Here is a 20,084-nt window from a genome sequence, read left to right as displayed (position 1 = left end):
CCCCGGCCCCGGCCACGCAATTGGGCTGGGGCTGGGCCCGGGGGGAGGGGGGGGGGGGGGGGGGGCGCCCCCGGGCCCCCCCCCCCGGCCCCCGCCCGGGGGGGGGGGCGGGGGGGGGGGGGGCCCCACCCCCCCCCCCGGCGCCTCGGGGCGAAGAGCCGATGAGTCCAGGAGCCGGTGAGTCGACTGCTAGCGCCACGGCCCCGTGACGGCGAATGTCGTGCCCGGCGTGTAGCAGTTCACATACATCGTGTCGCCGTCCGGTGCGAACGTGACCCCCGCGAACTCACCCCACTCCGGCTCCTCCGGCGTCCCGATGTTCTCCGCGCCGCGCGCCATCTCGTACAGCTCGCCGTGCCGCGTCAGCCCGTACACGTGCTGCGCGCCGCCCCCGTCCTCGCACACCATCAGACCGCCGCTGGGCGCGAGGCAGATGTTGTCGGGGGACTCGCCGGGCAGCTGGATGTCGGTGTCCGGGCCGAAGGCGATGACCAGGGTGAGCCGGCGCCGCTGCGGTTCGTACTTCCACACCTGCCCGTAGTGGTCGGCCGCCGAGCCCTCCGCGCTCTTCGCGAAGCTCGACACGAAGTACACGGACCGGTCGCCCCAGTAGCAGCCCTCCAGCTTCTGGGCGTGGGTGATGCCCTTCTTGCCGAAGTCCTGGAGCCGGATGGGCGTCTCCTTGGCCTGTGTGTCGGGCACGGGCACCCACTCCACACGGTCGAAGCTGGCGCCGGGCTCCTGGACGACCGACAGATCCGGTACGCCGGGCACCCGCATGGCCTCCAGCGTGCCGCCCGCGCGCAGTGACCCCAGACCGCCGAGCGGCTTCTCGGGCAGGAAGCGGTAGAAGAGACCGAAGGGCTTGTCGAACGCGTCCTCCGTCTCGTACACCACACCCGTACGCGGATCGATCGCGATCGCCTCGTGCTGGAAGCGGCCCATCGCCTTCAGCGGTACGGCCCCGGTGCGATGCGGATCCGCGCCGTCGACCTCGAAGATGAAGCCGTGGTCCTTGGTGTAGCCGTTGGTGCCGGCCTTGTCCTCGGTCTCCTCGCAGGTGAGCCAGGTGCCCCAGGGGGACGGCCCGCCCGCGCAGTTGACGGCGGTGCCGGCGATGGCGACACGCTCGCCGAGTACGTTGTTCCGCCCGTCGAGTTCGAGCGCCGTACAGCCGCCCTTGCCCATCGGGTCGTAGGTCAGACCGTCGACGGTCGGGACACCGATCCTGCCGTCGGCCCGGTTCTCGTGGTTACGGACCAGATGGACCCGGCCACGCCGGCCGGCGAAGGCGGCCATGCCGTCGGGATTGCTGGGGACTTCGCCCTCGCCCGAACGGAGCGCGTCGCCCGTTCTGGACAGGACGCGGTAACGGAAACCTTTCGGCAGATCGAGCAGGCCGTCCGGGTCGGGCACGAGCGGGCCGTAGCCGCTGCGTCCCATTTCCTGTGCGGCGGCGGTGCCGGCGAAAAGCTCCGACACCGCTCCGGTGAACGCGATTCCGGCGACCGATGCTCCGGTGGCCAGGACCTGACGTCGTGTTGCGGACATGAGGCAACTCCCTGTTGGCGGACAGGAGACGTGACCCGCACGTGTGTATCACGGGTGTAGTGCACACGTGAACTGTGCGGGCCACTGAGCCTTATGTGTCCTGAGAGATCAGGGGATCAGGCGAGCGACGCGGTGAGCGTGATGCTCGTACCCGCGAGCGCCTGGCTGACCGGGCAGTTCGCCTTCGCGTCCTCGGCGGCCTTGACGAAGCCCGCCTCGTCCAGACCCTCGACCTCGCCCTGCACCGTGATGTGCACCCCGGTGATGCCCGTGCCGGGCACCAGCGTGACCTCGGCCTGGGTGGTCAGCCTGGTCGGCGGGGTGCCGGCCTTGGCGAGACCGTTCGACAGGGCCATCGAGAAGCAGCTGGAGTGAGCGGCGGCGATCAGCTCCTCCGGGCTGGTCTTGCCGTTGGCCTGCTCGGCGCGGGAGGCCCAGGAGACCGGCTGCTCGGCGATGCCGGAGGAGTCGAAGGTGACGACGCCGCTGCCCTTGAGGAGGTCGCCTTCCCAGACGGTGTGTGCCTGGCGCGTGGTAGCCATGGTGATGGGAACCCTTCTGTATCGGGCACGCGAGAGCTGATCCGACGTATCTCGCGCACCGCACATCGTTACGGCTCCGAACTTACTCGGCGCGCAGGCCCTTTGCGTCGCGTGCCAGGGCGGTGAGACGTGAGATCGCACGGAAGTACTTCTTCCGGTACCCGCCGTTCAGCATCTCGTCGCTGAAAAGCCGGTCGAAGGGGAGTCCGGAGGCCAGCACCGGTATCTCCCGGTCGTACAGCCGGTCGGCGAGCACGACGAGCCGCAGGGCTGTCGACTGGTCGGGCACCGGGCCCACGTCCGTGAAGCAGGCGACGCGCAGACCCTCCGTCAGCGCGCCGTAGCGGCTGGGGTGGACGGTGGCGAGATGGGCCAGCAGGGCGGGGAAGTCGTCCAGGCTGGCGGCCTCGGTGCTGTGGGCGGCGCGTGTCACCTGCTCGGTGGTGAGCGGGGCGGGGGCCTCGGGCAGTCCCCGGTGCCGGTAGTCCTCGCCGTCGATGCGCAAGGGGCGGAAGCGCGCGGAGAGCCCCTGGATCTCCCGCATGAAGTCCGCGGCGGCGAAGCGGCCCTCACCGAGCTTGCCGGGGAGGGTGTTGGAGGTCGCGGCGAGCGCGACGCCCGCCTCGACGAGGCGGCTCAGCAGGCTCGACACGAGGACGGTGTCGCCCGGGTCGTCCAGCTCGAACTCGTCGATGCAGAGCAGCCGGTGGCCGGCCAGGGTCCGTACGGTCTGCTGGAAACCGAGCGCGCCGACGAGGTTCGTCAGCTCCACGAAGGTGCCGAACGCCTTCTGTTCGGGCGCGGCGGGGGTGGCGTGCCACAGGGACGCGAGGAGATGGGTCTTGCCGACGCCGTAACCGCCGTCGAGATACACCCCACGGGGGGCGGCGGCGTCGGGCTTCCTGCCGAACCAGCGTCGCTTGCCGCCCTGCTCCTGGCCGAGCCCGGCGGCGAACGCGCTCAGCACGGTGACGGCCTCGGTCTGGCTGGGCTGGTTCGGGTCGGGGACGTACGTGGCGAAGCGCACCGAGTCGAAGCGCGGCGGCGGCACCATCTCGCCGACCAGCCGCTCGGCGGCGACCCGGGGCTCCCGCGCGCACAGGGAGACGGGCCCGGTCGCGGGGCCGGAGGTGGAGGCGGGGGCCGGATCGGCGGAGGAGGCTGACACGGGGTCCAACTGTAGAGCGTGCGGCAGCCGACCCCGTCCGCCGGCCGCTCCAGCACGTCCCTCTTCGGTGGCCCGTCCCGGTGGCCCGTCCCGGTGTCCGTACGGGGTCCGCTTCGGTGCCTGGACGGGGCCACCGCCTCGGTACGACGGGCGGACATTCGCACATGCTGGCGGCACCGGCGCGCGGGTCTCGCGGCGTGCGACCGCGTACGACCCCGCGTGTCAGACTGCTGCGCATGCGACGCCTGTTCCCTGTGACCGATCAGACCGCGCCGGCAGCCGCGCCCGTACCCCGAGCCCACTCCGCGGACCTCGCACGCCCCGCGGACCCCGCACACCCTGCCGACCCCACGGACCTCGCGGACCGCGAGTGGACGCTGGACGAGCTGGCCGAGGCGTACGCGTATCCCGCCACCTCCGGCGCTCCCCCCGCTTCCGGGGCCCCGCACCACTGGCTGCGCGCCAACATGGTCTCCACGCTCGACGGCGCCGCCCAGCACGACGGCCGTTCGCAGCCCATCTCGTCCGACGCCGACATGCGGATCTTCGGCACCCTGCGCGGCCTCGCGGATGTCGTCCTCGTCGGTGCTGAAACGGTTCGCCTGGAGCGCTACCGCCCCGCCCGTGTCCGTGACGCCTTCGCGGCCCGGCGCGTCGCCGACGGGCAGGCGCCCGCGCCCGCGATCGCCGTCGTGAGCGCGAGCCTGAACCTGGACTTCTCGCTCCCGCTCTTCACCTCGCCCCTCGTACCGACCCTTGTCCTGACCGGCGCCGCCGCCTCCCCCGACCGGATCCACGACGCCGAGAAGGCGGGCGCCCGCGTGATCGTCGCCGGGGACGGGCCGGGCGTCGAGCCCGACCGGGCGGTCAGGGCCCTGGCGGACCTGGGCCTGGTGCGTCAGCTCACCGAGGGCGGCCCCCGGCTGCTCGGCCAGTTCGCGGCGGCCGGCGTACTGGACGAACTGTGCCTGACCGTCGCCCCCCTGCTCACGGTCGGCAGCGCGCAGCGCATCACCGGCGGACCGGGGCTGCCCGACCCGGAACGGTTCGCCTTGGCGGCCGTACTGGAAGAGGCCGGGTTCCTTTTCACCCGATACCGTCGGATCTGACATTGGGCGGAATTTGTCGTTCCGGTTAGCTTCCGCTGGGCAGAATTACTCACGCAGACTCACGTAGACCCCGTGCGGACACGGGGAAGGATGGTTTCCGCAGCGGGCCTCACCGGGCCCCTGAACGACGAAGGGCGCCTGTCGTGTTCACAAGCGTATTGATGATCGAGAAGCCCCTGTCGTCCGTGGACGTCGAATTCGTCACCACGCTCCACGGCACCGAGGAGGTCGCGTTCATCCTCCTTATGCAGCCGCGCGGTGACCAGGCGGACGCGCTGCTGCGCGCCATCGACGACGTGGCGTTCGGGGAGCTGAAGGAGGCCGGCCGCGAGGGGGACGAGCCCGAGGGTGCCGAGGCCCGGGGCCCCGCCGAACTGGCGCTCGCGCACTCGCTGGCCGTGCTGCGCGCGGCGGGCCGCGAGGCCACCGGCGTGGTGGTCGAGAACCACCCGCTGGACCATCTCAAGTCCGTGGTCGAGGAGTCGGCGGCCGACGAGGTGATCGTGCTGACCGAACCCCACTACGTGGAGGAGTTCTTCCACCGCGACTGGGCCTCGCGCGCACGCCACAAGGTCGGCGTACCGGTACTCAAACTGTTCGCGCACGGTGTGGAGGACGACGAGGGGGCGGGCGACGGGGCGGGGACGGCCAAGGGGGCGGGCGGAAGCGAATAGGCTGGGGACCGCTGACGGCACCCGGCCGCCCGCCGCCGGCCGTCGGCCCGCGCAAGCCCGTACCCCCGCACCCTCGCCGCCCTTCACCACGCACCACCCTGGAGAACACGTATGGCACCCGGTATCCCCACCGCCATGGAACGGCCGCACTTCATCGGCATCGGCGGCGCCGGAATGTCGGGTATCGCCAAGATCCTCACCCAGCGCGGCGCGAAGGTCGCGGGCAGCGACTCGAAGGAGTCCGGCACCGCCGAGGCCCTGCGCGCCCTCGGCGCCACGGTCCACATCGGTCACGCGGCCGAGCACCTCGCCGACGACGCCTCGTGCGTGGTCGTCTCCAGCGCGATCCGGCCGGACAACCCCGAGCTGGTCCGGGCCGCCGAACTGTCCGTCCCGGTCGTGCACCGCTCCGACGCCCTCGCCGCCCTGATGGGCGGGGGCCTGCGGTCCATCGCCGTCGCCGGCACCCACGGCAAGACCACGACGACCTCCATGCTGGCCGTCGCCCTCACCGAGCTGGGCCTCGACCCGTCGTACGCCATCGGCGGCGACCTGGAGGGGCCCGGCACCAACGCCCGCCACGGCGACGGCGACATCTTCGTCGCCGAGGCGGACGAGAGCGACCGGAGCTTCCAGAAGTACGACCCCGAGGTCGCGATCGTCCTCAACGTCGAGCTGGACCACCACGCCAACTACGCCTCCATGGACGAGATCTACGAGTCCTTCGAGACGTTCGCCGGCAAGATCGTCCCCGGCGGCACGCTGGTGATCGCCGCCGACCAGCCCGGCGCGGTCGAGCTGACCGCGAAGGTCCGCGACCTCTCCACGATCAAGGTCGTCACGTACGGCGAGGCGGCGGACGCCGACGTACGCGTCCACAAGGTCACCCCCCGCGGTCTGACCAGCGAGGTCACCGTCGTCCTGGCCGGCCGCTTCCTCACCTTCACCGTCTCCGTGCCCGGCCGCCACTACGCCCACAACGCGGTGGCCGCCCTCGCGGCGGGCGTCGCGCTCGGCATCCCCGCGCACAATCTCGCCTCCGCGCTCGGCAAGTACACCGGCGTCAAGCGCCGCCTCCAGCTCAAGGGCGAGGCCGGCGGCGTGCAGGTCGTCGACTCGTACGCGCACCACCCCACCGAGATGACCGCCGACCTGGAGGCGATGCGCGGCGCCGCCGCCCCCGGCTCCCGGCTTCTCGTCGTCTTCCAGCCGCATCTCTTCTCGCGCACGCAGGAGCTGGGTACGGAGATGGGCCAGGCCCTCGCCCTGGCCGACGCCTCGGTGGTGCTGGACATCTATCCGGCCCGCGAGGACCCGATCCCCGGCATCACCAGCGCGCTGATCGTCGACGCCGCCGAGCGGGCGGGCGCGGACGTGACGGCCGTGCATGACAAGGGCGCGGTGCCCGAGGCCGTGGCGGGAATGGCGAAGCCCGGTGATCTCGTTCTCACCATGGGGGCGGGTGACGTCACGGACCTCGGTCCGGAGATCCTCGCCCGGCTGTCCCACTGAGGCGAGTCCCCGAGGCGAGTCCTGAGCCGAGTCCCCGAGGCGCACCCCCGCGGTGCGTCCTTGCGGCGCGAGAGAGGAAAGTCATGGCGTACGACATCGACAAGCCCGACGAGCAGTGGCGCGAGGAGCTGTCCCCGGCCGAGTACGCGGTGCTGCGCCAGGCCGGCACCGAGCCCGCCTTCCAGGGTGAGTACACGGACACCAAGACGACGGGCGTCTACTCCTGTCGCGCGTGCGGCGCGGAGCTGTTCCGCTCCGACACCAAGTTCGAGTCGCACTGCGGCTGGCCGTCCTTCTACGACCCGAAGGACAGCGACGCGGTCGAGCTGATCGAGGACCGCACGATGGGCATGGTCCGCGTGGAGGTCCGCTGCTCACGCTGCGGGTCGCACCTGGGCCACGTCTTCGAGGGCGAGGGCTACCCGACGCCGACGGACCAGCGCTACTGCATCAACTCGATCTCACTGCGGCTGACCCCCGACGAGGGCTGAGACCCGCACGGGATCTCCGGCGGCCATACGGCAGGCGATCACTCGCCGCCGGTGGCCGCCGCTTCCGTCTCCGGGCGCAGCAGCGGATGGATCACCCCGGGCAGCACGCGCGCCCGTACGACCTCCTCGGCCGCCCCGCCGACGACCACGGTCTCCGCGACGCCCCAGGGCCGCCCGGCCAGTCGGACGGTGAGGGTGTACGAGGACGAACAGCCGGTGCACTCGTACCGGTCGGCCCACGTCTCGACCTCGGTGGTGCTGCCGGGGTAGCGCTTCACATGCCGATGCCGCGCGTGGCAGCGGTCGCACTTCTCGCCCGGCTCACAGGTCCCTCCGCAGGGGCAGGGCACGTCGAAGCTCTCGGCGGGCACCCAGCGCTGCACGCGGGCGGCCTCGCGGGTGGCGCCCATGTCCTTCATGGCCTTGAGGTTGCGGGCGGCGACGTTGTAGGACTCGCCGGTGGCGTTCATCCGGTCACGGATGACGTCCTTGCGGCCTCGATTGGTCGTCATGAGGTTCCTTCACCGGTTCCTTCGGGTGTCACGCAGCCCGCAGGGAGGTGCACGAGAGTGGTAGCCCCCTACGGTACCTGGCGGCGCCACACCGGCGTTACGTGCGGAAGTGGACCTTCCGTACTGAACGGACGGTCCCGCGTCGCGGCCTTGTGTGGGGTTGGCCTGTCCATGACGATAAAGCGGCCGTCCATCGCTTCGGAAGGGACTTTCCATGCCCGAGCAGTCCGCTGGAATGCCGCGTAGAAGGACCGTTCTCACCTCGGCCGCCGTGACGGCGGCCGGCGTACCCCTGGCCGGTGTTCCCCTGATCGCCTCCGCCGGGCAGGCGGCTGCCGCGACCGGTGAGCAACGGCGCGGGCGCGTCACCGCCCAGGCGCCCGACCGGGAGCTGCGCAAGCTGCTGAACGAGATCGACGCGGACCGTATCGAGGCGACCGTACGACGGCTCGCCGCGTTCGGCACCCGGCACACACTGTCGGTCCAGGACGACCCCGAGCGCGGGATCGGCGCCGCGCGGGACTGGATCCTGGCCGAGATGAAGAAGTACGCGGCGGTGTCCGGCGGCCGGATGACCGCCGAGCTCCAGTCGTACATCCAGGAGCCCGCGTCGCGTATCCCGGTGGCGACGAGGATCACCAACGTCGTTGCCACGCTGCGTGGTTCGGTCACCCCCGACCGCGTGTACGTCGTCGCCGGGCACTACGACTCGCGCGTCACCGACGTCATGGACGCGACCAGCGACGCGCCCGGCGCTGACGACGACGCGTCGGGTGTCGCGCTCGTGATGGAGCTGGCGCGGGTCCTGGCCAAGCGGCGGCCGGCGGCGACGATCGTGTTCGCCGCGGTCGCGGGCGAGGAGCAGGGGCTGTACGGATCGGGTTACGCCGCCAAGCAGTTCAAGGCGGCCGGCGCCGATGTCCAGGGCATGTTCACCAACGACATCATCGGCAGCTCACGCGCGGACGACGGCACCCGGGACCCGTACACGGTACGGCTGTTCACCGAAGGCGTACCGACCTCCGAGACCCCGGCGCAGGCCAACACCCGTCGCTCGGTGGGCGGTGAGAACGACTCCGCGACCCGTCAGCTCGCCCGCTTCGTGAGCGACGTGGCGGACAACGACGCGACGGGCATGAACGTACGCGTCGTCTACCGGCGCGACCGCTATCTGCGGGGCGGCGACCACATCCCGTTCCTCGAACAGGGCTATCCGGCGGCCCGGTTCACCGAACCCGCCGAGGACTTCGCGCACCAGCACCAGGACGTACGGGTCGAGGACGGCAAGCAGTACGGCGACCTGCCCGAGTTCTGCGACTTCGACTACATCGCGCGCGTGACACGGGTGAACGGCGCGGTGCTGTGGACCCTGGCCCAGGCGCCGGGCACGCCCCGCGAGGCGCGCATCGTGACGAGCAACCTCACCAACGACACCGAGCTGAAATGGGCGGCCGGCACCGAGCCGGACCTCGCGGGCTACGAGGTGGTGTGGCGCGAGACGACGGAGTCGGAGTGGACGCATGTGATCAAGGTCGGCCTCACGACCACGCACACGGTGGACCTCTCCAAGGACAACGTCTTCTTCGGCGTACGGGCGGTCAACCGGGACGGCAAGCGGAGCCCGGTGGCCTTCCCGATGCCGGGCAACTGACCGGGCGGGATGTCGGTGGCGGGCACTAACCTCGCGTCCATGGCACTTGAATGGGACTCGCTCGTCATCGACGCCGCCGACCCGGTCGCCCTGGGCCACTGGTGGTGCCAGGCGCTCGGCTGGACCGTGGTGACCGAGACGGCCGACGAGTGCGAGGTCAGACCGGCGCCCGACCGGATGCCCGGTCTGTTCTTCGGTTTTGTACCGGAGGCGAAGACCGTCAAGAACCGTCTGCATCTGGACTTCCGCCCCGACGACCGGGACGCGGAGGTCGAACGCCTGCTGGCACTCGGCGCCCGCCGGGCGGACGTCGGCCAGCGGGGTGACGAGCCTTGGGTGGTCCTCGCGGACCCCGAGGGGAACGAGTTCTGCGTGCTGGGGGAGCGGACCGCGGGCCAGGGCCTGTCCGGGGCGTGAGCCACGTCTCCGGCCTGATCGCGGGACACCCCCTAGCCTGGGAGCATGGCGGCGGCCCGGTGGGAGACGTAGTGGATGTCGATCTGCGCAAGCTGCGCTACTTCGTCGCCGTGGCCGAGGAGTCGCACTTCGGCCGGGCCGCCGAGCGCCTGCACATCACCCAGCCCGTGCTCTCCCGCCAGATCCGCGCCCTGGAGCACGACCTGCGCGCCGAGCTGTTCACCAGGGACAAGCAGTCCACCGCGCTGACGGCCGCCGGCCGTCAGCTGCTGGAGGATGCCCGGCCCCTGCTGGCCGGTGCGCGGGCGCTGGAGCTGCGGGTCCGGCGGGCCGCGCGAGGGGCGGCGACGTTCACGGTCGGGTTCATGCCCGGGATCACGGTCACCGGCGCGGTGCGGGCCTTCGCGGCCAGGCATCCCGAGCTGACCGTGGAGGTGGTGCGTACGTCATGGGTCGACCAGGTCCGGGGGGTGCACGAGGGGCTTCTCGACGTGAGCTTCGTACGGCTGCCGGTCGACCGTCGCGCTCTGGCGCTGCGCCCGGTCTTCCGGGAACCGCGCGTCGCCGTCCTGCCCGCGCACCATCGGCTGGCGGGCAAGGAGTCAATCGCCGTCGCCGACCTGGCCGCCGAGCACCTGCTTCAGGACCCCGACGCCGTCCCCGAGTGGCGCGACCTCCCCGGCCGGTCCTGCGGCGCGGCGACGGACGAGCCGAGACCCGTCTTCCACAGCGTCGAGGAGAAGCTGGAACACGTCGCGACGACCGGCGGCGTCATCGTGCTCCCGCTCTCCACTGCGGCGTACTACACCCACACCGGTGTCGCCCATGTGCCCGTCGCCGACATCGGCCCGAGCGAGGTCTGCCTCGCCTGGAGTACCGACCGGGACTCCCCGCTGCTGCCGGAGTTCGCCGACATCGCCGCTGCCCAGCACTGATGCCCTGAGGGCATCACCAATGGCGCAAGAGGTCTTGGACGTCGTACGCGGCACGGGGCCAGGGTGGAGGAGCGGCGGATCTTCCGCCGCCATCCGAAAGGACCGTGAGTGCGATGCAGATCTTCATCACGGGCGGCTCCGGCTACATCGGCCGCTCCACCGTCCAGGCGCTGCTCGGGCACGGCATCGAGGTGACGGCGCTGGCGCGCAGCGAGCACTCGGCCCGCACCCTGACCGAGCTGGGAGCGACCCCCGTCGCGGGGGCGCTCGGCGACACCGGCGTCCTTCGGGAGGCGGCCGGCCGGGCCGACGGTGTGATCCACCTCGGGGTGGACTACTCGGAGGGCACCCCGGACGTCGACCGCGCGGCGGCGCGGGCACTCCAGGAAGGCGTGGGGAGCGGTCCGTACGTGCACACCGGCGGAGTGTGGGTGTACGGCGACACCGACGGGGTCGTCGACGAGGACGCCCCGCGGAACCCGCCGCCCATCACCGCCTGGCGGCTGGAGAACGAGAACGAGGTGCTCGCCCGCGCCGCGACGGGGGGCCGCCCGGTCGTGGTGATGCCGGGGCTGGTGTACGGCCACGCCGGCGGGCTGACACGGGCGTACTTCGTGGAGCCGGGGCGCGCCGCCGGCGCCGTACCGTGCATCGGCGACGGATCCAACCACTGGGCCCTGGTCCATGTCGACGACCTCGCCGAGCTGTACGTGCTGGCCCTGAACGCCCCGGCCGGTTCCGTCTACGCCGGCGTCGGCGGCCAGAACCTCCCGCTCGCGGACATCACCCAGGCCCTCAGCCACGCCGCCGGATGTCCGGGCAGCATCGAAACGGTGACCCTTGAGGAGGCCGTACGGCGGATGGGCCCGATCGCCGAGGCGTTCGCCCTCGACCAGCGGCTCAGCGGCGACCGCGCCCGCCGTGAGCTGGGCTGGACGCCCACCCGTCTCGACGCGCGGGCAGACCTCGGGCAGGGCTGACCGCGTGCGGGGCCGGCCTGGCGCGGCGGGTCCGGCCTCGCGCGGGGCCGACCGCCGGGCCGACTTCGCGCGGGGGCCGGCCTCTTACGGCTGCGCCGGCTGGAGCAGGTCCCAGCGGTTGCCGTACAGATCCTCGAAGACCGCCACCGAGCCGTACGGCTCGTGCCGGGGCTCCTCCAGGAAGCGCACCCCCGCCGCCAGCATCCGGGCGTGGTCCCGCGCGAAATCCTCCGTGTGGAGGAAGAACCCCACCCGGCCGCCCGTCTGCGCGCCGACGCGTCCCCGCTGGGCGTCGTCGGCGGCGCGGGCCAGCAGGAGCGCGCCCTCGCCGCCGCGCGGGCGCACGACCACCCAGCGGGAGCCGTCGCCCCGGTCGGTGTCCTCGACCAGGTCGAAGCCGAGGGACCCGGTGTAGAAGGCGATGGCCTCGTCGTAGTCGCGGACGACGAGAGTGATCAGGGCGATATGAGGCATGACAGGGAAGTTATACGTATCACTCCGGGGTGGGCAAGGCGACGGGGACGGCGCAGCGCCCGGACCGGGCCGGATGGAACAATGCCGCCATGGACGCGCGGCAGCTCGACACGCTCACCCACCGCGCCCGCCGGCTCGCCGCCACCGGTCAACGCCGGATCCTGGGCATCGCGGGCGCGCCGGGCGCGGGGAAGTCCACCCTCGCGGCGGACCTCGTCGCGGCGCTCGGCGACAGCGCCGTACTCGTCCCCATGGACGGCTTCCATCTCGCCCAGGCCGAGCTGCGCAGACTCGGCCGCGCCGGGCGCAAGGGCGCGCCCGACACCTTCGACGCCGTCGGATACGCCGCGCTGCTCGCCCGGCTGCGGGCGCCCGCGCCTGGGGTCACCGTCTATGCGCCCGCGTTCGACCGGGCCCTGGAGGAGGCCGTGGCGGGGAGCGTCCCGGTCGCGCCCGAGGTCCCGCTCGTCATCACCGAGGGCAACTATCTGCTGCACGACGACGAGGTGTGGGCGCCGGTCCGCACGCTCGTCGACGAGGCCTGGTATCTGGAGCTCGACCCCGTGGTGCGGGTACGGCGGCTGGTCGACCGGCATGTGCGCTTCGGCAAGGAACGGCCGTACGCCGAGCAGTGGGTGCGGGACTCCGACGAGGCCAACGCCCTACTGGTCGCACGGGGCCGGCACCGCGCGGACCTGGTCGTTCCGGTCACCCTCTGATCCGGCCGGCCTCCGGCGTACGCCCCCCGACCCGACATCGGACGCCGGCCAGGGCCTACCATCGAACGTTCGACGCACAGGACGATCACAGGGGCAACGGGGACCGGGGCGCGAAGCCGAGCGGGATCATGGGGAGGCGTACGACGTGGGGCTGTTCAGACGCGGGCCGAAACGGGACGGGCGTGAGATGCCTCGCGACCCCGAGTTCTCCTTCTTCTCCACCCACGAGGCCGCGCTCTTCCGCAGCCAGGTCCGTGCGGCGTTCGCCGAGCGGGGCCTGGAGGTCACCGTCTACTCGGACCTGGTGACCGACAGCGCGGGCCGCCAGTTCGGGCTCGCCAACCTCGCCGCCGTCTGCCACAACGACGACCGGGGCGCCCGCGTCTGGGGCGAACTCGTCCGCCGGCACGCCGGGATGGTGCTGCGAACCATGGACGGCCCCTCGGCGCTCGACACGCTGCCGCCCGCGCAGATCCGCGCGCAGCTCTACCCCCGGGTCATCAGCGGCGACAGCCTCGACGCGCAGGCGTTCGCGTACGCGCGCTCCGTCGCCCCCGGGCTGTACGAGATCCTCGCCCTCGATCTCCCGGAGAGCGTCATGATGCTCACCGACGAGGCGCTCGAACCACTGGGCCCGCTGCCCGAGCTGCGCGCGCGGGCACTGGACAATCTGCGCCAACTGCCCGTCGAGGGGCGGGAGACGGTCAAGGACCCGGAGGGGATGCGGTTCGAGGTAGTCGTGGGCGACTCGTTCTACACCGCGAGCCGGGTGCTGGCGCTGGACAGCCTCGTCCACCAGGTCACCGGGCGCCGGCTCGGCACGGACGGGGCGCTGGTGGCGTTCCCGTTCCGCCATCAGCTGGCGTTCCATGCCATACGCGACGCGACGGTCATCCCGTCGCTCAACGCGATGGCGTCGTTCGCCGCGTCCGGCTTCGAGGATACGCCGGGCGCGATCAGCCCGTACGTCTACTGGTGGCGCGACGGCACGCTGACGCAGCTCAGCGACAAGGACGAGGGGAACGTGGAGGCGGGCGGACTGCGCATCGTGGTCGGCGCCGAATTCCAGGAGCTGCTGGAGCGCCTGGTCTCGCCGTCCCGCCCGGAGGAGGACTGAGCCCACCCGGGGACGGGGTCAGAGGGCGGCCATCAGGTCGTCGAGCGGGGCGGGTACGCGGTCGGCGTCGAGCGCCTCCACCAGGACCCGGCCGTAGTGGATCTTGCGCCCCTTCTTCGTACCGAAGAACCGCCGCAACTGCTGCTGCCCGCTGCGGCCCTGCTGCGCGGGCTGGCGCAGGAACGTCCGGAGCGGGCGCAGATCGCCCTCCGCGCGGACCAGCTCCGCCACCCGTGCCTCGCCCAGCGCGCGGATGAGTTCGTCCTCCAGGTCCGCCGCGCAGACGAAGAACCCGTGCCCCCGCGCACCCGTCGCGCCCGCCCGCTCCCAGCCGCGCGCGTAGTAGCGCTGCTCGTTCTTGTCGCACAGCCCGGTGAGACGCAGGCCGAGGCCGGACGGCCCGAGGAGCTGGGCGAAGCGCCCGACGCTCATCGCGCCGCCCATCGGCAGGACGCAGACGCCTTCCGCGGCCAGGTCCCGGCCGCGGCTCGCGGCGAGCGCGTCGACCGCCGCCGCGTCGCTGGGCCCTTCGAGCAGGACGACCGCCCGGACGGGCAGCGCGGCGGCCAGTCCGGGCACGGAGTCGCCGGGGCCACCGGCCGCCCACGCGACAACCGCCTCGCGGAACGACCTCATGTCAGACATGGGACGAGTCTGTGCCGCTCCCGGCCACCACGCCAAGGGCTTTTCGACGGCGCGCCGTCCGCCCCGTCCTCAACTCACGCGCCCGGCACGGAGACTCACGCGCCCGGCGGGCACGCCGGCTCACGCGCCCGGCGCGTCTTCCTGGGGCACGCGCAGCCACGCGGCTCCCCGGGGGGAGAGCGTGTAGCCGGTGTCGAGACTGAGGGTGAGGCCGAGGTCCTTCAGCTTGCGGATGTCGCGCTTGAGGGTGTCCTTCCCGACGCCGAGGGACGCCGCGAGATCCACGGCCCGGGTGCCCGGGTTCGCCTCGATCAGCCGCAGTGTCTCCCGCGTCCACGGCCCCCGCCGGCTGTGCGTGTCGAGCCGGTCCAGTGCGGCGCCGACGCCCGCGACGTCGCCGGCGGTGAGGGCGGTGTCGGCCGCCGCCGCGTGGCGGGGGTCCGGGCCGCCGTAGGACAGGGTGATCCGGAAAACGGGATCACCGGCCGCGCCGCGCAGTGCCGCCAGCACGTCCTCGACCCGGCGGGCGCCCGCGGCGTGGGCGTCCTCGGTGGTGATCGCCGCCGGATCGATCCGCTCGACGGCGTCGATGACGATCACCCCGGCGACGGAGAGGAACGTACGCCCGGCGCTGACGCGGCTGGTCGCCCAGCGGCGGAAGGCGAGCGTCACGTCGCCCCGGGCGACGCCTTCGGCGACGACCCGCGTGAGCATCATGCGGGCGCGCCGTTCCGGACGGTCATGGTCGTACTCCCAGGGGCCGGCGAGGTGGACACGACCCATCCTGCCGCACACCCCGCGCCAGGATCCTGTCCGCCGGCCGGGGACGGGCGGCTGGTCATGGCGCTGTTCGCGGCGCCATGACCACCGGGGCGTGTCGCCCGGAGCCGTACCGGAAAGGTCTCAGCTGAAGTGCGACAGCACGTCGTACGGATACGGCAGCGGCCGGGCGCTCGCCTCGTCCAGCCGGGCGGTCTGAGCCTCGCTCAACTCCGTGTCCACCGCGCCCAGATTGTCCTTCAGCTGCTCCAGGGTCCGCGCGCCGATGATCGGGGCCGTGACTCCCGGGCGGTCCAGCAGCCAGCGCAGTGCCACCTGCGAGGGGGTGCGCTCCAACTCGGTGGCGATCGCCTGGACCGTCTCCACGACCCGCCATGTCTCCTCGTTGTCCCGGCCGCGCCAGCTCTCGCCGTCGCCGTGGGACTCGCGGCTGCCGGGCGGGACCGATGTCATGCCGCGCCGGTACTTGCCGGTGAGCCAGCCGCCCTGGAGCGGGCTGTACGGGATGACGCCGACACCCGCCGCCTCGCTCTGCGGCAGCAGCTCCCACTCCACCTCGCGTGCCAGGAGGTTGTAGATCGGCTGGAGGCAGACGTACGGGGCCCAGCCCCGCCGGTCCGCCACGTCGAGCGCCCGCTGGAGCTGGCCGGGCGAGACGTTGCTGGCGCCCGTGTAGCGGACCTTGCCCGCCCTCACGAGGGTGTCGAGCGTCCCGAGGGTCTCCTCGATCGGGGTTCTGAAGTCCCAGACATGCGTCTGGTAGAGGTCGATGTAGTCGGTGCCGAGCCGCCGCAGGCTCGCCTCCACCGCCGCGATGATGTGCTTGCGGCTCAGGCCCTCCTCGTTGGCGCCCTCGCCCATCGGAAGGGCCACCTTCGTCGCGATGACCAGGCCGTCGCGGTCGCGCCCCTTCAGCCATCCGCCGATGACCTCCTCCGAGACGCCCCGGCCGTACGCGTCCGCCGTGTCCAGGAAGGTGCCGCCCGCCTCGGTGAAGGTGTCGAGGATGCGGTGCGCGCCCGCCTCGTCGTCCTTGGTGAAAGTCATCGTGCCGAGACAGAGTTCGCTGACGCGGAGTCCTGTTCTACCGAGAGTTCGCTGCTTCATGCCTCCGACGCTAGACGTTCGAGTGCACACGAGGCCCGCTGTTTCTTCTGTCGGCCGATTCCTCCGGCAGCGCAATCCCTTTGGGGCGGGGGGAGTTCAGCCGCCCGCCAGTACCGCGCACGACTCCGGCGGCAGCCGCAGCACCCCGTCCGGGCCGGGCGCGTGGACCGGGTCCCAGGCCATCAGCACCTGGCCGCTCCGGCCGCCCAGCGGGATCTCGACGGGGCGCGCGGACAGGTTCAGCGCGATCCGCAGATCGCCGCGCCGGTACGCGAGCCAGCGCGCGCCCTCGTCGTACGCCACCTTCACCGTCACCAGGTCCGGATCCGACAGGTCCGCGTGGCTGTGGCGCAGCGCGATCAGGTCACGGTGCCAGGCCAGCAGCCGGGTGTGCGGTTCGCGGGCCGCCTCCGTCCGGTCCAGGCACGAGCGGTCGCGCGTGGCGGGGTCCTGCGGGTCGGGGATGGACTCCGCCGCCCAGCCGTGCGCCGCGAACTCCCGCCGTCTGCCGTTGCGTACGGCCTCCGCCAGTTCGGGATCCTGGTGGTCGGTGAAGAACTGCCAGGGCGTACGCGCGCCCCACTCCTCGCCCATGAAGAGCATCGGTGTGAAGGGCCCGGTCAGGACGAGCGTCGCGGCGCACGCCAGCAGACCGGGGGAGAGGGTCGCCGACAGCCGGTCGCCGAGCGCGCGGTTGCCGATCTGGTCATGGGTCTGGGCGTAGCCGAGGAAGCGGTGGGAGGGGGTTCTGCCGGGGTCGACGGGGCGGCCGTGCGTCCGGCCCCGGAAGCTCGAATACGTACCGTCGTGGAAGAAGGCACGGGTCAGGGTCTTGGCCAGTGCGGCGACCGGGCGGGCCGCGAAGTCGGCGTAGTAGCCCTGTGATTCACCGGTGAGGGCGGCGTGCAGCGCGTGGTGGAAGTCGTCGTTCCACTGGGCGTGCAGCCCGAGGCCGCCCTGCGGGCGCGGTGTGGTCGTACGAGGATCGCCCAGGTCGGACTCGGCGATCAGGAACAGCGGCCGGGCCAGCTCCACCGAGAGCGCGTCGACGGCGGTGGACAGCTCTTCCAGGAAGGTCAGCGCGCGGCCGTCGGCGAGGGCGTGCACCGCGTCGAGGCGCAGGCCGTCCAAGTGGTAGTCGCGCAGCCAGGCGAGCGCGCTCTGGAGCAGATACGCGCGGACCTCGTCCGAGCCGGGGGCGTCGAGGTTGACGGCCGATCCCCAGGGGGTGTGGTGCGTGTCGGTGAAGTACGGGCCGAACAGCGGCAGGTAGTTGCCGGACGGGCCGAGGTGGTTGTGCACCACGTCCAGTACGACGCCGAGGCCCAGCCCGTGCGCCGTGTCGACAAAGCGCTTCAGCGCCTCGGGTCCGCCGTACGGCTCGTGCACCGCCCACAGCGAGACACCCTCGTACCCCCAGCCGTGCGTCCCCGGGAAGGGGCACACCGGCATCAGCTCGACATGTGTGATGCCCAGCGCGGCCAGCGGGGGCAGCTGGGCCGCCGCGGCGTCCAGGGTGCCCTCGTCGGTGAACGTGCCGATGTGCAGCTCGTACAGGACGGCGCCCGGCAGCGGCCGGCCGTGCCACGGCGCCGACCATTCGTACGAGGCGGGGTCGACGACCGCGCTGAGCCCGTCCGGACCGTCCGGCTGGCGGCGGGAGCGAGGATCGGGCAGCACGGGGCCGTCGTCCAGGGCGAAGCCGTAGCGGGTGCCGTCGGCCGCGGGCGCGTCGGCGGTCCACCAGCCCTCGCGCGACGGGTCGCGGGTCATGGGGTGGTCGGTGCGCTCGGACGCGTCCTCCTTGTGGAGGGTCACGCGGTCCCGCGCCTGCGGTGCCCAGACCTCGAACTGCACGAGTGGTCCCCCTCTGTCGCCTTCGCCGTCGGCACTCTTCACCCACATGGTGACAAGAGTGCGGCCAGGAGGCCCGATGATCGCGTCGTTTCGGAGGACACGACCGGATCCGGACAGATCCGCCCGTCAGATCAGGGTGACCCGCTCCGTGACCACCGGGTAGCCCGCGCGGGCGAACTGCGCGGCCATCGGGAAGTTCCCCTGGTCCGTCGCGCCCGCGATGAACTCCGCCCCGGTCTCCGCCAGCACGTTCGTGCACTCCACCAGCAGGTCGTACGAGTATCCCTTCCCGCGCTGCTCCGGTACGACCCCGATGAACCCGACGCACGGCCCCGCCGGGTTGCGCGCGGGCACCTGGATGCCGACCAGCTCGCCCGCCGGGTCGTAGGCCAGCTGCCACCACTCGCGCGGCGACGGGAACCAGCGGAGAAAGTCGAGATCCTCCTGGGCGGCCAGATCCAGCCCCGAGGCGTCGATCGCGCGCAGCGCGTGCGCGTCGAGCGTGCCCGAGTGGACGCGGCGCAGCACGTCGAGGATCACGTCATCGTCCGGCTCGGGGCGGAACTCCAGCCGGCCCGGCCGCTCCGGCAGCCCCAGCTCGGGCGTCCACCGGTAGATGTAGCGTTCGACCAGCGGCTTCATCCCGGCGGCCTGTGCGACGTCCGTCCGGGACTCGACGGCCGCGCGGACCACCGGGTCCTCGCGCCAGCCGGGGGGCACGATCACCTCGTACTCGACCTGCCACGGGGCGCGGCGGAGCAGCTCCGCGCCCGCCTCCTCCTCGCCCGGCGCGACATCGAACCAGTTCAGGAGCAACGGCTCCCGGTCGTCGGGCCCGCCCCACCACGCGGCACGGGCCACGACGACGCCGTCGCGCAGCGCCACCCAGCTCCACTCGGGCCGGTAGTCACCGCCCTCGGCGACGGTGCGGTACTCGACCCCGGTGATCGCGCGCCCGACGAGTCCGGGATCGGGCAGTGAACGGAACAGCGCGGCTTCGGAGTCGGCGAGTTGACGAAAGACCGGATCGGTCATGTAAGTGAGCCTCCAGGAAGGGGCGCTCACCGTAAACGACCAGCAAGTGGCCGTGCGAACCAATTTCGTCACCGTGGAATGGCCCTTCTGGACACGTCACGAACTCGGCCCGACAATCAGTCATGTGACGTCCTCGTTCGAGTTCCACACGTATCCCGCGCGGCTCTCCGACGCCGAGCGCGACCGTGTGCTCGCGGTCCTGAGAGAAGGGGCGGCGCAGGGCAAGCTGTCGCACGACACCTTCATACGCCGCATGGATCTCGCGCTGGCCGCGCGCAGGTCCGACGAGTTGCAGGTGCTGACGGCCGACCTGGACACCGACGGGCGGTGGACACAACGGCTGTTCAGCGCGGTGGGGCGGGCGTCCGCGTTCTCCGGGCGGCTGCGCAGGGCCTGGCAGGTCGAACGGGTGCCGAAGCTGCTGATGCCCGACCCGGGCCCGATTCCGCTGCGTATCGGCCGTGATCCGATGAACGGGCTGCGGCTCACCCATGACACCGTCTCGCGGCTCCACGCCGAGCTGGGGATGCGGGACGGGCGGTGGATCCTGCGGGATCTCGGGTCGACCAACGGCACGACGGTCAACGGGCGCCGGGTGACGGGGACCGTCGTCGTGTACGACGGGGACATGGTGAGCTTCGGCGAGCTGAGCTTCCGCCTCGCGGCGCACTGAGCGGACCGGACCTGCCCAACGTGCGGCTCTCCACGGGGTGTTGGTAGGGAAAACCGCAGGTACGTTGTGCGGTCTGCCCCAGTGACCTGGATACACCTCGGGCGGGAACCTGATCATCAACAGCCGATCAGGTCA

General features: G+C 72.1%; 21 protein-coding genes. 11 read left to right on the top strand and 10 right to left on the bottom strand.

Annotated elements, in window-relative coordinates; genetic code table 11:
• Positions 1 to 189: 189 nt before the first annotated feature.
• The 3 genes from ACFYNU_RS04990 to zapE all read right to left on the bottom strand — a co-directional run bounded on the left by ACFYNU_RS04990 (position 190) and on the right by zapE (position 3,261).
• A complete protein-coding gene (locus tag ACFYNU_RS04990) occupies positions 190 to 1,551 on the bottom strand; it encodes an alkaline phosphatase PhoX (protein ID WP_356584613.1) in 1,362 nt (453 codons plus the stop codon).
• Positions 1,552 to 1,667: 116 nt separating this feature from the next.
• Positions 1,668 to 2,093 carry an OsmC family protein gene (locus ACFYNU_RS04985; RefSeq protein ID WP_356584614.1) on the bottom strand — a complete coding sequence of 142 codons (426 nt, stop codon included), beginning with the start codon at positions 2,091 to 2,093 and terminating at the stop codon, positions 1,668 to 1,670.
• Positions 2,094 to 2,175: 82 nt separating this feature from the next.
• Entirely contained in the window at positions 2,176 to 3,261 is a 1,086-nt protein-coding gene (gene zapE, locus ACFYNU_RS04980) for a cell division protein ZapE (RefSeq protein ID WP_356584615.1), read from the bottom strand.
• Between the two features lie 236 nt (positions 3,262 to 3,497).
• On the opposite strand from zapE, the gene ACFYNU_RS04975 reads away from it, so the two are divergent.
• From ACFYNU_RS04975 to msrB, 4 genes are all read left to right on the top strand, one after another.
• The gene (locus ACFYNU_RS04975; RefSeq protein ID WP_356584616.1) at positions 3,498 to 4,370 is read left to right on the top strand and encodes a pyrimidine reductase family protein; all 873 of its coding nucleotides are present in this window, start codon (positions 3,498 to 3,500) and stop codon (positions 4,368 to 4,370) included.
• Between the two features lie 143 nt (positions 4,371 to 4,513).
• Positions 4,514 to 5,044 carry an indole-3-glycerol phosphate synthase gene (locus ACFYNU_RS04970; RefSeq protein WP_356584617.1) on the top strand — a complete coding sequence of 177 codons (531 nt, stop codon included), beginning with the start codon at positions 4,514 to 4,516 and terminating at the stop codon, positions 5,042 to 5,044.
• A gap of 111 nt (positions 5,045 to 5,155) precedes the next feature.
• Entirely contained in the window at positions 5,156 to 6,556 is a 1,401-nt protein-coding gene (murC, locus tag ACFYNU_RS04965) for a UDP-N-acetylmuramate--L-alanine ligase (RefSeq protein ID WP_356584618.1), read from the top strand.
• A gap of 83 nt (positions 6,557 to 6,639) precedes the next feature.
• On the top strand, positions 6,640 to 7,047 hold the full coding sequence (gene msrB / locus ACFYNU_RS04960; protein WP_356584619.1) for a peptide-methionine (R)-S-oxide reductase MsrB: 408 nt from the start codon (positions 6,640 to 6,642) through the stop codon (positions 7,045 to 7,047).
• 38 nt (positions 7,048 to 7,085) lie between these two features.
• On the opposite strand, the gene ACFYNU_RS04955 is transcribed toward msrB, so the two are convergent.
• Complete coding sequence (locus ACFYNU_RS04955) at positions 7,086 to 7,559, bottom strand: hypothetical protein (protein ID WP_356584620.1); 474 nt, start codon at positions 7,557 to 7,559, stop codon at positions 7,086 to 7,088.
• A 214-nt stretch (positions 7,560 to 7,773) separates the two neighbouring features.
• On the opposite strand from ACFYNU_RS04955, the gene ACFYNU_RS04950 reads away from it, so the two are divergent.
• The 4 genes from ACFYNU_RS04950 (at position 7,774) to ACFYNU_RS04935 (ending at position 11,542) form a co-directional block, all read left to right on the top strand.
• A complete protein-coding gene (locus ACFYNU_RS04950; protein WP_356584621.1) occupies positions 7,774 to 9,210 on the top strand; it encodes a M20/M25/M40 family metallo-hydrolase in 1,437 nt (478 codons plus the stop codon).
• A gap of 39 nt (positions 9,211 to 9,249) precedes the next feature.
• Positions 9,250 to 9,627, top strand: a complete 378-nt coding sequence (locus tag ACFYNU_RS04945; protein ID WP_356584622.1) for a VOC family protein — start codon at positions 9,250 to 9,252, stop codon at positions 9,625 to 9,627.
• A gap of 59 nt (positions 9,628 to 9,686) precedes the next feature.
• Entirely contained in the window at positions 9,687 to 10,562 is an 876-nt protein-coding gene (locus ACFYNU_RS04940; protein ID WP_356584623.1) for a LysR substrate-binding domain-containing protein, read from the top strand.
• Positions 10,563 to 10,675: 113 nt separating this feature from the next.
• Complete coding sequence (locus ACFYNU_RS04935; protein ID WP_356584624.1) at positions 10,676 to 11,542, top strand: NAD-dependent epimerase/dehydratase family protein; 867 nt, start codon at positions 10,676 to 10,678, stop codon at positions 11,540 to 11,542.
• A gap of 84 nt (positions 11,543 to 11,626) precedes the next feature.
• Here the strand turns inward: ACFYNU_RS04935 and ACFYNU_RS04930 are convergent, their stop codons facing one another.
• Positions 11,627 to 12,016 carry a VOC family protein gene (locus ACFYNU_RS04930; RefSeq protein ID WP_356584625.1) on the bottom strand — a complete coding sequence of 130 codons (390 nt, stop codon included), beginning with the start codon at positions 12,014 to 12,016 and terminating at the stop codon, positions 11,627 to 11,629.
• Between the two features lie 89 nt (positions 12,017 to 12,105).
• Here ACFYNU_RS04930 and ACFYNU_RS04925 point away from each other — a divergent pair, with 89 nt between their 5' ends.
• On the top strand, positions 12,106 to 12,735 hold the full coding sequence (locus ACFYNU_RS04925) for a nucleoside/nucleotide kinase family protein (RefSeq protein WP_356584626.1): 630 nt from the start codon (positions 12,106 to 12,108) through the stop codon (positions 12,733 to 12,735).
• Between the two features lie 145 nt (positions 12,736 to 12,880).
• Entirely contained in the window at positions 12,881 to 13,852 is a 972-nt protein-coding gene (locus ACFYNU_RS04920; RefSeq protein WP_356584627.1) for a hypothetical protein, read from the top strand.
• Between the two features lie 18 nt (positions 13,853 to 13,870).
• Here ACFYNU_RS04920 and ACFYNU_RS04915 read toward each other — a convergent pair whose 3' ends face one another.
• The 5 genes from ACFYNU_RS04915 to ACFYNU_RS04895 form a co-directional block, all read right to left on the bottom strand.
• Positions 13,871 to 14,497: a TOPRIM nucleotidyl transferase/hydrolase domain-containing protein gene (locus tag ACFYNU_RS04915; protein WP_356584628.1), complete on the bottom strand. Its 627-nt coding sequence runs from the start codon at positions 14,495 to 14,497 to the stop codon at positions 13,871 to 13,873.
• 120 nt (positions 14,498 to 14,617) lie between these two features.
• The gene (locus tag ACFYNU_RS04910) at positions 14,618 to 15,280 is read right to left on the bottom strand and encodes a hypothetical protein (protein ID WP_356584629.1); all 663 of its coding nucleotides are present in this window, start codon (positions 15,278 to 15,280) and stop codon (positions 14,618 to 14,620) included.
• A gap of 120 nt (positions 15,281 to 15,400) precedes the next feature.
• Positions 15,401 to 16,384 (bottom strand): aldo/keto reductase, encoded by a 984-nt coding sequence (locus ACFYNU_RS04905; RefSeq protein WP_356584630.1) that lies wholly within the window; start codon positions 16,382 to 16,384, stop codon positions 15,401 to 15,403.
• A gap of 96 nt (positions 16,385 to 16,480) precedes the next feature.
• On the bottom strand, positions 16,481 to 18,241 hold the full coding sequence (gene treZ / locus ACFYNU_RS04900; protein ID WP_356584883.1) for a malto-oligosyltrehalose trehalohydrolase: 1,761 nt from the start codon (positions 18,239 to 18,241) through the stop codon (positions 16,481 to 16,483).
• A gap of 126 nt (positions 18,242 to 18,367) precedes the next feature.
• Positions 18,368 to 19,276, bottom strand: coding sequence for a GNAT family N-acetyltransferase (locus ACFYNU_RS04895; RefSeq protein WP_356584631.1), 909 nt, complete (start codon positions 19,274 to 19,276; stop codon positions 18,368 to 18,370).
• Between the two features lie 124 nt (positions 19,277 to 19,400).
• Between ACFYNU_RS04895 and ACFYNU_RS04890 the strand changes: the two genes are divergently transcribed.
• A complete protein-coding gene (locus ACFYNU_RS04890; protein WP_356584632.1) occupies positions 19,401 to 19,949 on the top strand; it encodes a DUF1707 and FHA domain-containing protein in 549 nt (182 codons plus the stop codon).
• The last annotated feature ends 135 nt before the right edge of the window (positions 19,950 to 20,084 follow it).

This window comes from Streptomyces sp. NPDC006643 (assembly GCF_042870175.1).
Taxonomy (GTDB): domain Bacteria; phylum Actinomycetota; class Actinomycetes; order Streptomycetales; family Streptomycetaceae; genus Streptomyces.
This window is presented reverse-complemented; position numbering and strand designations above follow the sequence as displayed.

What these genes read in the sequence shown, in the direction of transcription:
- ACFYNU_RS04990 (WP_356584613.1), bottom strand. Translation starts at nt 1,551, where the DNA reads ATGTCCGCAACACGACGTCAGGTCCTGGCCACCGGAGCATCGGTCGCC.
- ACFYNU_RS04985 (WP_356584614.1), bottom strand. Translation starts at nt 2,093, where the DNA reads ATGGCTACCACGCGCCAGGCACACACCGTCTGGGAAGGCGACCTCCTC.
- ACFYNU_RS04975 (WP_356584616.1), top strand. Translation starts at nt 3,498, where the DNA reads ATGCGACGCCTGTTCCCTGTGACCGATCAGACCGCGCCGGCAGCCGCG.
- murC (WP_356584618.1), top strand. Translation starts at nt 5,156, where the DNA reads ATGGCACCCGGTATCCCCACCGCCATGGAACGGCCGCACTTCATCGGC.
- msrB (WP_356584619.1), top strand. Translation starts at nt 6,640, where the DNA reads ATGGCGTACGACATCGACAAGCCCGACGAGCAGTGGCGCGAGGAGCTG.
- ACFYNU_RS04955 (WP_356584620.1), bottom strand. Translation starts at nt 7,559, where the DNA reads ATGACGACCAATCGAGGCCGCAAGGACGTCATCCGTGACCGGATGAAC.
- ACFYNU_RS04950 (WP_356584621.1), top strand. Translation starts at nt 7,774, where the DNA reads ATGCCCGAGCAGTCCGCTGGAATGCCGCGTAGAAGGACCGTTCTCACC.
- ACFYNU_RS04945 (WP_356584622.1), top strand. Translation starts at nt 9,250, where the DNA reads ATGGCACTTGAATGGGACTCGCTCGTCATCGACGCCGCCGACCCGGTC.
- ACFYNU_RS04935 (WP_356584624.1), top strand. Translation starts at nt 10,676, where the DNA reads ATGCAGATCTTCATCACGGGCGGCTCCGGCTACATCGGCCGCTCCACC.
- ACFYNU_RS04930 (WP_356584625.1), bottom strand. Translation starts at nt 12,016, where the DNA reads ATGCCTCATATCGCCCTGATCACTCTCGTCGTCCGCGACTACGACGAG.
- ACFYNU_RS04925 (WP_356584626.1), top strand. Translation starts at nt 12,106, where the DNA reads ATGGACGCGCGGCAGCTCGACACGCTCACCCACCGCGCCCGCCGGCTC.
- ACFYNU_RS04915 (WP_356584628.1), bottom strand. Translation starts at nt 14,497, where the DNA reads ATGTCTGACATGAGGTCGTTCCGCGAGGCGGTTGTCGCGTGGGCGGCC.
- ACFYNU_RS04910 (WP_356584629.1), bottom strand. Translation starts at nt 15,280, where the DNA reads ATGGGTCGTGTCCACCTCGCCGGCCCCTGGGAGTACGACCATGACCGT.
- ACFYNU_RS04905 (WP_356584630.1), bottom strand. Translation starts at nt 16,384, where the DNA reads ATGAAGCAGCGAACTCTCGGTAGAACAGGACTCCGCGTCAGCGAACTC.
- ACFYNU_RS04895 (WP_356584631.1), bottom strand. Translation starts at nt 19,276, where the DNA reads ATGACCGATCCGGTCTTTCGTCAACTCGCCGACTCCGAAGCCGCGCTG.